The following is a 13539-nucleotide window of genomic DNA, read 5'->3' on the forward strand; positions in this document are numbered from 1 at the left end:
CGAAGGAACTGTCCGACCCGCCACGACACGGCTTCGGTTCTGTTAGAACCGAAACGACTGAGACAGTGCGCCGGACCGGTGCCGTCTCGACCCGGAGCAGTCGTGCCGAGAGTGGTTGGTCAGATGAAGATTTCGCCCATGCCGATGATCGGTGTCGTACTCCTCGGTGCGCTGTGCGGAGCGCCGATCCGCGCCGCGGCCGACACCGGCTCGGCGGGAACGTCGCCCGAGGTGTTCACCGTGACCACCACGGCCGACGGCGCGGCGGCGAATCCGTTCGACGGGCAATGCCGGACCCGGGCGGGCGACTGCACGCTGCGGGCGGCGGTGCAGGCCGCGAATGTCCGTCCGGGCAGCACCATTCGAGTTCCCGAGGGCCGTTACGAGCTGACCATCCCGCCGAATTTCTGGAACACCAACGGCCCCTTGATCGATCCGGCCACCGGCGATCTCGACGTCAACGCCGACACCACCATTGAAGGCGCGGGTCAGGATCGCACCGTCATCGACGCCGGGCGCCGCGATCGTGCCATGCTGACCACGGCGCACGTCTCGATCTCGGGCCTGACCATCACCGGCGGCAATGCGGCCGAGCACGAGATTCCGCTGTTCGAGACCGGCGGCGGCGGAATCGCCAACTCCGGCAAGCTGATTCTGGATCACGTGACGGTCGCCGGGAACGCCGCCGACTACGGCGGCGGCATCTTCAACATCCCGGTCGCCGACCTGAGGGCCACCGACAGCGTCATCACCGCCAATGCCGCGGGCGAAGCCGGGGGAGTCCGCTGCGACAATACCTGCACCTTCACCCGCACCGAGATCACCGGCAATCACGTGGTCAACCCGCACACCAAGTGGTATCGATTCGGTGGATTCGCCGGGCGCGGTGGCGGACTTGACATCCGCGGGGTCGGCGAGGTGGTGCTCATCGACACTGTCGTCACGGGCAACAGCGCGGACGAGGGCGGCGGCGGCATCAATATCGCCCCCGCCTATCTCGACACCCTGCCGTACCAGTTCACCGATGTCGTCGATCCCGGTATGGGCCACCTGATCCTGCGCGGTTCGACCATCGCGCAGAACACCGCCGGTCTCGGCGAACAGAACTGCAAGAAGGTGTTCGCCGTCATCATCTCCACCGGCGGCAACCTCAGCAACGATCACTCCTGCGATCTCACCGCCGCAGGGGACGAGGTCCGTCCCGATGCCGGCGTTCGCTGAAAGATTCACGAACAGAAGGAAATTCGCGATGGGTTCGTTCAACGTAGGCGACTGGATGACCGTCCTCGGCCAGGCCTTCGCCTGGGTGATGTCGACGCTGGTATCCGGCGCCACCGCCGGTTCGTCCTGACCAACACGCCTGCCGCGCGGATCCGGAACCGGAATTGAGCCGCGTCTCAGCATGGTTTCCCCGCGCCGGGCCGTTACGCGACGCCGGCCTCTCGCACGGCGTCCAGATGCCTCGCGAGCAGCCGCACCCGGCGCCGCTGCTGCACCGTGGTCTCCACCGGATGATGGATCTCGATACTGAGCTGATCATCGAACGTGCTGATGATGATGGTGCCGCTCGGCTGCTGCAACCGATGCCCGGCCCGGTCCGGCTTCGCGATCATCACCGTGCGGAAGTCGGTGATCCGTAACCCTTCCGGCAGGGGCGGCCGATCGATCCGCCCCCAGTTGGTGGCCAGCACGATGCCGGGCGCCCGTGGCGGCGGACCGGACGCGATGTCGGGAATGTGCAGCGGCGTCTGCTGCACGACGCCGCTCGCCAGTCCGCGGCGCAGCCCGTCGCTGATCCCGCGAGCCAGGCCGATCAGCGTCGTGCCCTCCTGCCGGGTGGGCACGAAATCGGCGAAGCCGAGCACATTCGTGCCCTCGGTGTGACTGATGGCCGGGGTCACCCGGTTGCGCAGGTCGACGGAGTAGGTGTAGCTGAGCTCGGTCAACGGTAGTTCGCGCAGTTCGGCCTCGGTGAGCAGGATCGCGGCCGAGGCCAGTCCGTTGATCGTGGTGCCCTCGCGGTGTGCGAGGTCGGCGAGGGCCGCGGTCTCCCGCTTGGTCAGACGGCAGCGAGCCGTCAGTGGTAGTAGATAGGGCGTGTTGTCCTCGACGGGTGGGATCGTGCCGAGCGATTCGGCGAGGGCCAGGGGGCGAGTGACGGCGGTTGCGTCGGACATCTTTTCGACGCCCCGGGCGTGTAGCAGGTCCTCCACCGTGTCCGGAAACCGGCTCGCGCGCGGCGCGGGCGCGTGGCCGCGGCAGATATCGGTGTAGCAGGCCCACAGCTCGGTCAGCACTGCCAGCGCGTGGCACGCGTCCGCGACGCTGTGATGGATCACCAGCGTCACCCCGGCGCGGTCGCCGTCGCGGACCACGCACAACCCGGCGAGCGCCGTGCGCTGGTCGAGCCGCGCACCGCTGAGCAGCTGTTCGGGATCGCCGTCGACCACGGTGATCCCGGGTGTGCTGCCGGTTGACTCGACCAGAAGGTGGCCGTGCGCGTCGGGCTCCAGATGCGCGCCGAGCGCCGGATGCGCGCGCACCACCGCGTCGAACGCGGCGGACAGCGCGGACAGATTCAACCGACCGTACAGTCGCATCGAGTAGCCGACGAGAACCTCACTACCGGCGAAGATCTCCTCGCTCGGTGCCAACGGCCGGATGACGGTAGCCGTGGTCATGTCGAAATACCCTCCACATGAGACTGCCCATCGAGGCTAGCCCGAATATCGGGCCCCGCACGGCCTTTCGGGCTCATCCCCTCTGTGTGGTGTATCGCGCATACCGAACGAGCTGTTTCCGGTCGTTGCCACAACGAGACCATGCTCGGCGATCAGCCACTGACCACAGAGGCAGCGCAGGTAGCGGACGTTGCCGTGCGCGGACACGACCGTCGGCGACGGCCAGGAACAGGAGGGGCAGGTCAGGTCCATTGCCCCAGCCTGATGTAATGAGCTAGTGCATTTCAACCCTTACGGTGGCGCGGCCGCCGAACTCGCCGCCCGGCTGGTGAACGCGGGTCCGGACGAGGATCTGCGCGAGTTGCTCACTGCCTCGGATTACAAACCGATCGGTGTACTCGATCCAGCACAGGCCGCGGAGCTGCGTCGATGGATCGTCGAGCTCAGTGCGGTGTTCGACGATCCGACCGTGCGGCGGCTCAATGCGCTACTCGCTAAAACGACCAGTCAGCCCTATATTTCGACGCACGACGACCGGCTGCCGCACCTGCACTTCGCGCAGGAGACCGCGCCGGTGGACGAACGGGTCAAGGCGTACACGGCGGTCGGTCTGGCCACGCTGTTCTGTGAAGACCCGAATCGCATCGGTCGCTGTGCCCGGGCCGGGTGCGACGACGTGTTCATCGATACCTCCCGCAACGGCAGGCGCCGGTTCTGCTCGTCGCGCTGCTCGAACCGGGTGCACGTGGCCGAACATCGGTCCCGTCGCGCCGGCTGAGCTCAGTAGGCCTTTCCGTCTGCATGACACGGAATCGACTGCGGCGAAAAGCTTTACGCGTTCGATTTCGGTCTGCTCGATGCCTTTGCGGCGCGCGGGTTTCTGGACCCAAGCGGCCGGCCGGTCGGCATCGACCCGCTCGTACCGGCTCCCAGTCCGGCAATTCGGACACGTCGAGCGGTTGCGCATCGGCGGACGGTGATCAACAGTGGTGTCCAACGGTGTAGTGACGGGAGGCCGGCATGGACCACGCGGACGTGGTTGTCGTCGGTGCCGGATATGCGGGACTGTCCGCGGCGCGGGCATTGCGGGCGGCCGGACGCGAGGTCGTCGTGCTCGAGGCTGCCGCGCGGGTCGGCGGGCGGGCGCTGACCGATCGGATCGGCGACGGCTGGGCCATCGACCTCGGCGCGCAGTGGATCTCCGGCGGTCACACGAGGTTTGCCGCGCTGGCGCGGGAGTACGGCGCCGATACCTACACGGCACCCGCGGATGGGGTGAACTTGCTGGTGGAGGGCGCGGTCCGGCGACCGTTCGCCGGTGCTCGCCCGCCGCTGCCGCCGCTCGTGCTGGTCGTTCTCGCGCAAGCCATGTGGCGGATCGAGCGGCTGGCCGCGCGCATCGACCTTGCCCGGCCGTGGGCCACCCCCGGCGCCGATCGGCTCGATGCGATGACCGCGGCGACCTGGCTGCGCCGTAACCTGCCCGAGCGCCGCGCCCGGCATCTCGCCGAGGTGATGATCGGCGAGGAGTTGTGCGTCGACGTCGGCAGCGTCTCGATGCTGGCGCTGCTCACCACCATTCGGGCCGCGGGCGGTGTCGAGGCGGGGGCGACGGCCGAGACGGTTACCCGGTTGTTCGTCGACGGCGCCGACGGCCCGGCCCGCTCCATTGCCGCCGAACTGGGTGACACGCTGCGCTTGAACGCCGCGGTCGCGGCGATTCGGCAAGTGGCGGAGGGGCTTTCGGTGCGTGGTGAATTCGGCGAGGTGCGCGCCGCACAGGTGATCGTCGCGCTACCGCCCGCGCTGGCCGGCCGGATCACCTACGACCCAGCGTTGCCCGCCGCCCGCGATCACCTGACCCAGCGGATGCCGATGGGATCGGTGTTGAAGGCGTTCGCCGTCTACGAGCGGCCCTTCTGGCGCGACGACCGGCTGACCGGGCAGGCATTGAACCTGCACGACCCGGTTCCGGTCACCTTCGACGCCACCCGCCCCGGCGGACCGGGCTGTCTCGGCGCTCTCGTCCCCGGCCGTGCGGCCCATCGGCTGGCCGCGCTGTCGGCCGGCGAACGCCGGGCCATGATCATCGGCTCGCTCGTCCGGGCCTTCGGGTACTCGGCGCGCGATCCGATCGACTTCCGCGAGAAGGTCTGGGCCGACGATCCCCACACCCGTGGCGGTTATGGTGCGTTCTTCCCGCCGGGTGTGCTGACCAGCATCGGTTCGGCGCTGCGGCAGCCGATCGGCGCGATTCATTGGGCGGGGAGCGAAACCGCCACGGAATGGACGGGCTATATCGAGGGGGCGATCCGTTCCGGGGAACGAGCGGCTGCCGAAGTGCTCGCCAATTATCGCGTGACCGCATGGGGCTAGCTCGGCTCGAAATCGCTTCTGGCCTGCGGTTTTCAGAGGTTATGTCAAAATTTTGCAGTTTGTCCAATTTGCGGCTTGGATAATAGACCGAATAAGAAAGCGCGTACACAACTGTTTACGCTTCCCTGACGCGCGACGGCATTCCCGGAGCCAAAAAGTGGCTGTTGACCTGGGTGACCGGCCAATGGTGATCTCCGTTATGTTGACTGAGATTCCGCCGGGCGCGAACCATGGATCGCATGGCACATCTAGCAAACGTTCAGCAAAGGCTAGTGCGGCCGAGCCGTACCTTCCCGGCCGCGCTGCTGGTGTTGTGCACAGTGCTGGCCGGCGGATGGTTCGCCGGATCAGGTCCGGCCGCTGCGGACCCCGACCTGTCCGGTTGCGTCACGGATTCGTCGATTCCCAATGAACTGACGATCACGTGTGATCCCGGCGCCGGCGTCGGCGAGCACGCCTTCATCCGCTGCCGAGATCTGCTCGGCCTGCCCCACACCCATATCGGCGCCACCATCGGCGCCCGTGGCGGATGGTCCAGGGCGAATTGCGCCCCGGCCGAAACCGGTCCGGTCTGACCCGGGCGGGGCTCGACCCCGATATCGCCTTACGCGCTGGAGCCCGCGAACTATCGACCATAGGGCCATGTGCGCGTCGTTGACCAGCACGTCCTATCGGACGGGTACACGGAGAGGCTCCATAATGCGTGTAGTCACCAAGGAACGTCAGCGCGAAACGAAAGCATCGGCCAAGCACCGCAAGAGCGTCGAGAAGTCCCGGCGCGGGATGTACGCCGCGGCGACCTTCGCCTCGATGGCGACCGCCATGATCGGCGCCGGTCAGGCATCCGCTGACATCGAATTGCCGCCGCCGCCCGCCGATATCGACGGCGTGCTGTCCGGCGCGGGCGACGTCGCGGGACAGGTGCTCGACCCCGGCCAGCAGGACGCGCTGAACAACGCGCTCGGTGCGGCGAGCGCGGCGAGCGCGAACACGCCGTTCGGCGATCAGGTGAACTCGGCGATCGACACCTATCGTGCGGGCGGGGCGCCACCCTCGGCGGAGCCCTGGTTCGGTGGCTCCGATCAAGGTGGTCAGGGTGCCCCCGGTGCGGTCGCCGCCGAGGTGGCAGGCCGCGTTCCCGCACCGGTTGCCGATCTCGCGGCTACCGTCGCGCAAATCGCGGGCTCGGGATTGCGGCTCGATCAGCTCGCGACTTGGGCAAACAAGACCTTTCCCGACGGGCCCATGCGCGGGCCGGTCAACGACCTGCTGGCCTTCGTCGAACAGGCCACCGAACTGGCCGGCACCCGGCGGAACGGCACGACGCCGGCTATCGACGACCTGATCGATCAGGCGCGTACGCTCTTCGGGTTCCCCAAGGACGGACCCGATCCGGTCAAGGGGCTGCGCGATCTGCTGACTCCGGCTGTGGGACAACAGGATCCGGTGGCGCAACAGCTACCTCCCGGACTGCTCGCGATCGCCGCGCCCGTTATCGGGTTGTTCGCGCCGCAGCTGGCGGGCGCGGGACCGGTGCTCGCGTTCCTCGCACCGCTGCTCGCCCTGGCCTCGAACCCGGTCGCGGGGATCGGCGCGGTATTCACCCAGATTCGTGCGGCGGTGCGCGGGCTGGTGTCCGACGCCCGGCATCCGGCGGCGTTGCCGCTGCTCGCGGTTCCGGTGATCGCGGTGCTCGCGATCGTGCCGCTGTTGTTCGCGGGCGGGATCGGGGTGGCCGCCGTACTGGCCCTCGGCGCGGTGGTGCTCGGTGCGATCGTGTTGGCCCCGTTGGTGATCGGTGCGCTGATCGTGGGCGGGCTGATTCTCGCCGTGCTGGCCGTCCCGGTGCTGATCGTGCTCGCGGTGATCGCTATCCCCGTGCTGCTCATCGCGATTCCGGTGGCCATCGTCGCGTTCGCGGTGCTGGCGCCGGTCATCCTGGTCGGTGGGATCGCCGCGGTCGCGGTGGCCGTCGTCGGCGGAATCGCCCTCGCCGTACTGGCATTGGCCGGTGGGCTGGTGCTGAGCGTGGTCGGCTTCGCGGTGCTGACCGTGGCCGCGCTGCTGGCCACCGTGTTCGTGCCGATCCTCGGGCTGGTGGTGGCGCCGCTGCTGTTCACCGGCGCGCTCGCGTTCCTCGTGGTTAGTCTCTTCGCCACAGCGGTGGCCTTCTTCGGCGTGCTCGGTGTAGCCGGACTCGCCACTGCCGCACTGTTTGCCGGCGTCGGGCTGCTGTCGTTGCTGACTCCGTTCGGGCTCATCGCCGTTCCGATTCTGCTCGCGCTCGCGGCCGTCGCCCTGGTGGCGTTCGGCGCGGTCGGGCTGGCGGGTGGCGTGATCCTGGCCGTGGTAGCGCTGGCCGGGTTGCTGGTGCTGTCGGTGGCGGGCGGGGCAGCGGTGACCGTGCTGCTGGCGCTTGCCGTGGTGGCGACCGCGATCCAGCTCGTTGCCGCGGCGGTGTTCTGGGCCGGATTGGCCGCTGCGGGAATCGTTTTCGCCGCGCTCGGCGCGGTCGGCGTCGCGCTGGCGGTGGTCGGTGGCCTGCTCGCCACCATCGCGCTGGTGTTCGCCGTGCCGGTTCTCGGGCCGCTGCTGGCTCCGCTGCTGTTCCTCGGCCTCGTCGCCATTCCGGCGGCGATCGGGCTCGCGGTGTTGTTCGGCGGGTTCGGGCTGATCGCGTTCTCCGTGTTCGCGTTGACCGGGACGGCGCTGCTGGCGATCGCCGCACTGGCCGGGGCGACGCTGCTCGCGACGCTGGTGTTCATGGTCACGATGCCGTACGCGATTCCGATCATTCTCGTTGCCGCACTGGCTTTCTCGATCATCACCGGGGTCGGCATCGGTGTGGTCGCCGCGGCGTTCACGGTGGTGACCTGGCTCGGCGGTGGCGTGATCGTCCTCGGCCTGCTCGCGTTCGCGCTCGCCGCCGTGGCGACGGTGTTCGCCGGCGGGCTGGTGGTTTCGGTGCTGTCGTTCGCCATGCTCGCCCTCACCGCGCTCGCCCTGATCGTGATCAACCCGCCGCTGGCGCTGATCGCGCTGCCGCTGCTGTTCGGCGGGGTGCTGCTCGGCACGCTGGCGACCATCGGCACAGTGGCCGTGGTCAGCGCGCTGCTCGGTGGCTTCGTCGCGGCGCTCGGGCTCGGGCTGGTGGGCGCCTGGGTGTTCTTCGGTGTGCTGGCGCTCGGCGTATTCGTCGCCGCGTCTGCGCTGTTCCCGCCGCTGCTGCTGGTCTCGGTGCCGCTCGCGGCGGCGGCCTTCGCGGTGATGGCGGTGCTCGCCCTCGCGACGCTCGCCGTCGGCGGCGTGGGTCTCGGCGCGATCCTGTTGGCGGGCGGGCTGATTGCCGCGGTGCTCGCCGTGGCGGCGGTGATCGCCACCGCCGCGGCCGGGGTCGTCGGGTTCGCGCTCGCCGCGGTCCTCACGCTGCCCTTCCTGATCTTCGGGCCGTTCGCCGTGGTGGTGTCGACGGCACTGTCGCCGGTCATCGCGCTTGCGCTGCTTGCGGTGTGGTCGCCGATCCTGGTGGCCGGGCTGGCGGTCGCCGCGCTCGGCGTCGGCCTCGGGGTGTTCGGCTTGATCGGCCTGCCGGTCCTCGCGGGGCTCATCGGCATCTCGGTGGTGGCGATCACGACCGCGCTGGCGGTCACGTTGGTCCTCGGCAGCCTGCTCCTCGACTTCGCCACCCTGGGCCTCGTCGCCGCGGTGCTCGCGCCGCTGGCGGCCGTGGCCGGACTCGGGGCGCTGGCAGTGCTCGCCCTTCCGGTGCTCGCGCTCCTGGCCGCGCCGGTGCTTGGTGCGGCTGCGCTCGGTGTGCTCGCGGCGATCGCGCTGCCCGTGCTTGTCCTGCTCGCGCTGCCGGTGCTCGGCCTGGCCGCGCTGGGTGCGCTCGCCTTGGTCGCGCTGCCGGTGCTGGCGGTCGTCGCGCTGCCGGTCCTCGGCCTTGCCGCGCTCGGTGTGCTTGCCGCCGTGGCGATTCCGGTTCTCGCGGTGCTCGCGCTGCCCGTTCTCGCGCTCCTCGCTCTGGTAGCGATACCGCTGCTCGCGCTGGCCGGATTGGCAGCGCTGGGTGCGACTTTCGCAGCCGGCGCGGTCGCCGGGGCGACCGCACTCGCAGTGGCCGTCCTGGGTGCCCTCGCACTCGGTGCGCCACTGGCGCTGCTGGTGATCGTGCCGCTGCTGGCCCTCGCCGCGGTCGGCGCCCTCGCCCTGCTCGCCCTGCCTGTCCTGCTGATCGGCGGAGCACTGGCAGCGGTGGTCGGCGTCCCGCTCGCCGCACTGGGCGCACTGGCGGTGCTCGCGCTGCCGGTCGTCCTGATCGGTGGGGCACTGGCCGGACTGGCCGCCCTGATCGGCGTGCCCCTGGCCGCCGTGGGTGCCCTTGCGCTACTTGCGCTTCCGGTCCTCTTGGTCGGTGGCGCCCTGGCCGCCCTCGTCGGCGTCCCGCTCGCCGCCCTTGCCCTTCCGGTCCTGCTGGTGGGCGGCGCGCTGGCCGCGCTGGTCGGCGTCCCGGTGCTCCTGATCGGCGGCGGCCTGGCCGCCCTGGCAGCCGCTTTCGTCGCGGTGAAACTACTGATCTGCCTCCCCCTGACCCTCGGTGCGATTGCCCTGCTTGCCCTTCCGGTCCTGCTCGCGGGTGGCGCGCTGGCCGGACTGGTAGCCCTCGTCGGCGTTCCGCTAGCTGTAGTCGGAGCGCTTGCCGTGCTCGCGCTTCCGGTGCTGCTGGCCGGCGGCGCGCTGGCGGGCCTCGCCGCGTTGGTCGGTGTGCCGCTGGCCGCAGTCGGCGCGCTCGCTCTGCTCGCCCTCCCCGTGCTGCTGGTGGGAGGTGCGCTCGTCGGGCTCGCTGCTCTGGTCGGTGTCCCGTTGGCTGCGGTGGGCGCGCTTGCCGTGCTTGCGCTTCCGGCTTTGCTGGTAGGCGGTGCGCTGGCCGCTTTGGTGGGCGTGTCGCTGGCCGCGGTGGGCGCGCTCGCCCTGCTTGCGCTCCCCGTTCTGCTGGCCGGTGGTGCGTTGGCTGGTCTTGCTGCGCTGGTGGGTGTTCCGCTCGCGGCGGTGGGTGCGCTTGCGCTGCTTGCGCTTCCAGTTCTGCTGGCCGGTGGCGCATTGGCCGCGCTGGTTGGTGTGCCGCTCGCGGCGGTCGGCGTGCTTGCGCTGCTTGCGCTTCCGGTGTTGGTGGCCGGTGGGGCCTTGGCCGCGGTGATCGGGTTGCCGTTGGCGGCGCTGGGGCTGTTCGCGCTGATCGAGATTCCGAAGCTGTTGATCGGTTGGGCGTTGGCTGCGGGAGCCGCGACGTTGCTGGCGCCGTTTGCCGCGGTGGGGGTGGCAGCGTTGGTGGCCGCGCCGCTGGTTGGGCTCGCGGGGCTGGTTGGTGCGCCGTTGGCCGCGGTGGGCGCTGCTGCTTTGGCGGCCCTGGCGCTGGCGGTTGCCGTTCTGCTCACGCCGGGGGCACGGGTCGGGATCATCTCCGGCATTCGGGCGGCGCTGGATCGCACTGGGCCACTAGGGGCTTTGGGTGGCGGTGCGGCCGCGACCGGCACGCAGTTCCTCGACGATATTCCGGACGATCCGACCCTGGAGCAACTGGCGGCCTCGTTGCAGCAGCTGCTTGCTCCGCTACCCAGCCAACCCGCGCCCACGCCCGAGCCGGTCGCGTTCGCCGACCTGCCCTACACCGGAAAGGGGGCCGCCGAAGCGGTGGCGCACGAGCGCGCCGCGCGACTCGTCAGCGTTTCGCTGTGACGAATCCTGCACTGTGTCAAGCCATCTAGCGAAGGAGATCAGACATGACGCACACCACGGAGACCCTGCACCTCGAGTACCTCTACGGCCCGCAGTGGCAGGACGCGATCCGGATCATCGAGCGGTCCGGCCAATTGACCGCCGCGGAACGCGAGAAGCTGAACGCCGCGGCGAAAAAGCTGATGCAAGAGAAGGTTTCGACCCTGACCAACGGCTCCGGCTTGGAGGGCGGCCTCGGCAGCCTGCTGGCCGGGCTCGGCATGGGCGCCAACGCCCAGTCAGTAGCGGCACATCCGCTGAACATCGCCACCGCGACCGCCAAGGCGTTCGGCCGCTCCCGCAACGTGCAGGTCGCCGGCATGATCGCCGGCCAGGCCGTGTCCCCGAACGCGGCGACCAGCCCCGGCGACCTCAGCGGCCTGCTGGAGTCGTTCGGCTCGATCGGCGCGGTGACCGTGGTCGGCCAGGCGGTCACCGCCGCGGTCCTGAGTGACCTGGTCGGCCAGGGTGAATTCACCAGGACCGTCTACGACGAGCTGATGCAGCCATGGAGCAGCAACATCGACGGGTAAACCACGACGAGCCCGAAAGGGGTTGGCACCATGTTCGATTCGCGAAACGGCGGTCCCGGCGGCGTCGCCACCGACGCGCTCGGTGGTCTGCTCGACGTCCGGTCGGCTCCCATCACGTTCGGCTACTACGAACGCGACGAGGTCGCCGTTGCCCAAGGCGTCGAATGGAATACCCGGTCCCGCACCGCCCCGATCGGGTGGTGGAACCGGCACCAGCACGTACAGGCAGGCTTCGGTATGGCGATGGTGATGACCCTGGCTTTCGTGCCCGCGGTACAGAACGCGATCCTCACGGTGCTGAGCCATGCCGGATAGCTCGCGTCGGCGGCCGTTCCGCCGGGGGACCTCCCTCGGCGGGACGGCGGTAGCCGTGCTCTTCCTGCTCGCCGCCACCCTGTTGAGCGCGTGTTCGAGCACGGGGTCGACCGACGGCCTGCGTGACCGCGTCGCCAACGCGGACACCGCCGATTGCGCGCTCGGTGGCCAGGCCGTCGCCGGCCTGCGCGACACCTTCCGTCAACTCTCCGAACAACTCGACGGGCTCGGCCCGGCCGCCACCCGCGGCGATCTCGATGACGTGAAAACCCGTGTCACCCAGGGCATGCGGCTGTCCGATCAGGTCTCGAACACGATCAATCCGGTGGCCGACCGGATGGGTTCCCCGCTCATCGGCAGCGCCTACCACGATGTCGCCACTGCGGGCGGTCAACTGCACAACTCGCTGTCCGACTTCGCCGCCGTCCTCGACAACGGCAGCCAGGCCCAGTCGGTCGCCGACTCGGTCACCGCCGCTCTGACCTCCCTCAACGGCTCGATGGATCGCATGCGCCGCACCTGCCCCTCCGTCTTCGCCGAACCGAAGGGGCCGCGATACGGCCCACCGCTGAGCGCACGCTGAATCAGCTTCCCGTCGAACGCCTTTCGAACAGCCGATCCCGGGCAACCGAAAGCGCGCGCGACACGGCGCCGGTGAGGACCCCGTCATCGCCGAGCGTGCTGGCGACGATGCGCGGATGCAGCGGCCCGAGTTCGGCCATCCGGCGCGCGATCGCCTCGCCGAGCAGGTCGAGGTTGTTGCCGATGCCGCCGCTCAGCACCACGAGTTCCGGGTCGAGGATCGCGGCGACGGCGGTGATGAGCGCGCCGATCCGCCGTCCCTCGGACTCGACCACCGCCAGCGCCCGCAGGTCGCCCGCGGCCGCCGCGCCGAAGATCTCCTTGGCCGAAGCCCCTGGCAGACCGGCCTGTTCGGCCGCTCGGGCGACTCCGCCCGCGGCGGCGACGGTTTCGGTCATGCCGCGCTCGCGGGCATCGAGCGGGGGAGCGTCGACCTCGGTGGCGGGCAGGAACGAAACCTCGCCCGCCGCACCGGTATTGCCGACATAGAGCTCTCCGTTGATCACGATGCCCATGCCGACGCCGGTGCCGATAGAGATGAGCACGAAGTTGCGCACGCCGGCGCCCGCGCCGAAGGTGAGCTCGCCGACGGCGGCCAGGTTGATGTCGTTCTCGATGGTCGACTCGACCTCCAGCGCGTCCCGCAACTGCCCGACCAGCCCGGCGCGGCCCCAGCCCGGCAGATTCTGCGCGTAGTCGAGGCGGCCGGTGCTCGGGTTGAGCACGCCGGGACTGCCGATGACCGCGTAGTGCACGTCCGACCAGTCGACCCCGGCTTCCTCGGCGACCTCGTCGGCCAGCGCCCGCACCCGGCGCACCAGATCGGCGGCCGAACGCGCGGAGTTGCGCACATCGCGGCGCCCGATGAAGTCGCCGCGCAGGTCGGCGACGGCGAGCCGGATCCAGTTGCGGCCGATGTCGATTCCGGACACCACGCCGGCGCGCACGTTCACGTCGTAGAGGGCGGTGGTCGGCCCCGGCCTGCCGCTGAGCGACCCGACCAATTGCACCAGCCCGGCGTGCTCCAGCCCCGAAAGCGCCGCCGACACTGTCGGTTTCGACAATCCGCTGGCCTTGGCCAGCTCGCCGCGCGAGGCGGGGCCGCTGAGCCGCAGGTAGTCGAGCAGCAACCGCTCGTTCATCGTCCGAAGGAGCTGGGGATTGCCGACCCTACTCATCAATCCTCCTGCTCGTACCACTGGACACCTTGGTGTTAGTAAACTACCTTTCTTACCAACGCTCAACCGGGCGCTCTCACTCCTCTCGGCACGGTGACC

At 69.7% G+C, this 13539-nt stretch carries 10 protein-coding genes; 8 read left to right on the plus strand and 2 right to left on the minus strand.

Annotated features, from left to right (window positions below):
- The first annotated feature begins 123 nt into the window (after positions 1-123).
- Positions 124-1221 carry a CSLREA domain-containing protein gene (locus ACFYO1_RS00625; protein WP_387225755.1) on the plus strand — a complete coding sequence of 366 codons (1098 nt, stop codon included), beginning with the start codon at positions 124-126 and terminating at the stop codon, positions 1219-1221.
- Positions 1222-1424: 203 nt separating this feature from the next.
- On the opposite strand, the gene ACFYO1_RS00630 is transcribed toward ACFYO1_RS00625, so the two are convergent.
- Positions 1425-2681 (minus strand): hypothetical protein, encoded by a 1257-nt coding sequence (locus ACFYO1_RS00630; RefSeq protein ID WP_387225758.1) that lies wholly within the window; start codon positions 2679-2681, stop codon positions 1425-1427.
- A gap of 277 nt (positions 2682-2958) precedes the next feature.
- Between ACFYO1_RS00630 and ACFYO1_RS00635 the strand changes: the two genes are divergently transcribed.
- From ACFYO1_RS00635 to ACFYO1_RS00665, 7 genes are all read left to right on the plus strand, one after another.
- Positions 2959-3459, plus strand: a complete 501-nt coding sequence (locus ACFYO1_RS00635; protein WP_387225759.1) for a CGNR zinc finger domain-containing protein — start codon at positions 2959-2961, stop codon at positions 3457-3459.
- A gap of 242 nt (positions 3460-3701) precedes the next feature.
- Entirely contained in the window at positions 3702-5057 is a 1356-nt protein-coding gene (locus tag ACFYO1_RS00640; protein ID WP_387225761.1) for a flavin monoamine oxidase family protein, read from the plus strand.
- 272 nt (positions 5058-5329) lie between these two features.
- A complete protein-coding gene (locus ACFYO1_RS00645) occupies positions 5330-5632 on the plus strand; it encodes a hypothetical protein (protein WP_387225763.1) in 303 nt (100 codons plus the stop codon).
- Between the two features lie 124 nt (positions 5633-5756).
- Positions 5757-10793: a hypothetical protein gene (locus tag ACFYO1_RS00650; protein WP_387225765.1), complete on the plus strand. Its 5037-nt coding sequence runs from the start codon at positions 5757-5759 to the stop codon at positions 10791-10793.
- 44 nt (positions 10794-10837) lie between these two features.
- Complete coding sequence (locus tag ACFYO1_RS00655) at positions 10838-11365, plus strand: hypothetical protein (RefSeq protein WP_387225767.1); 528 nt, start codon at positions 10838-10840, stop codon at positions 11363-11365.
- Positions 11366-11395: 30 nt separating this feature from the next.
- The gene (locus tag ACFYO1_RS00660; protein ID WP_387225769.1) at positions 11396-11680 is read left to right on the plus strand and encodes a hypothetical protein; all 285 of its coding nucleotides are present in this window, start codon (positions 11396-11398) and stop codon (positions 11678-11680) included.
- The gene (locus ACFYO1_RS00665) at positions 11670-12263 is read left to right on the plus strand and encodes a hypothetical protein (RefSeq protein ID WP_387225771.1); all 594 of its coding nucleotides are present in this window, start codon (positions 11670-11672) and stop codon (positions 12261-12263) included. Before ACFYO1_RS00660 ends, ACFYO1_RS00665 begins: the two co-directional genes overlap by 11 nt.
- 1 nt (position 12264) lies before the next feature.
- Here ACFYO1_RS00665 and ACFYO1_RS00670 read toward each other — a convergent pair whose 3' ends face one another.
- Entirely contained in the window at positions 12265-13440 is a 1176-nt protein-coding gene (locus ACFYO1_RS00670) for an ROK family protein (protein ID WP_387225773.1), read from the minus strand.
- Positions 13441-13539: the final 99 nt, after the last annotated feature.

The sequence above is a fragment of the Nocardia sp. NPDC006044 genome (assembly GCF_042871115.1).
Taxonomy (GTDB): domain Bacteria; phylum Actinomycetota; class Actinomycetes; order Mycobacteriales; family Mycobacteriaceae; genus Nocardia.

What these genes read in the sequence shown, in the direction of transcription:
- ACFYO1_RS00625 (WP_387225755.1), top strand. Translation starts at nt 124, where the DNA reads ATGAAGATTTCGCCCATGCCGATGATCGGTGTCGTACTCCTCGGTGCG.
- ACFYO1_RS00630 (WP_387225758.1), bottom strand. Translation starts at nt 2,681, where the DNA reads ATGACCACGGCTACCGTCATCCGGCCGTTGGCACCGAGCGAGGAGATC.
- ACFYO1_RS00640 (WP_387225761.1), top strand. Translation starts at nt 3,702, where the DNA reads ATGGACCACGCGGACGTGGTTGTCGTCGGTGCCGGATATGCGGGACTG.
- ACFYO1_RS00650 (WP_387225765.1), top strand. Translation starts at nt 5,757, where the DNA reads ATGCGTGTAGTCACCAAGGAACGTCAGCGCGAAACGAAAGCATCGGCC.
- ACFYO1_RS00655 (WP_387225767.1), top strand. Translation starts at nt 10,838, where the DNA reads ATGACGCACACCACGGAGACCCTGCACCTCGAGTACCTCTACGGCCCG.
- ACFYO1_RS00660 (WP_387225769.1), top strand. Translation starts at nt 11,396, where the DNA reads ATGTTCGATTCGCGAAACGGCGGTCCCGGCGGCGTCGCCACCGACGCG.
- ACFYO1_RS00665 (WP_387225771.1), top strand. Translation starts at nt 11,670, where the DNA reads ATGCCGGATAGCTCGCGTCGGCGGCCGTTCCGCCGGGGGACCTCCCTC.
- ACFYO1_RS00670 (WP_387225773.1), bottom strand. Translation starts at nt 13,440, where the DNA reads ATGAGTAGGGTCGGCAATCCCCAGCTCCTTCGGACGATGAACGAGCGG.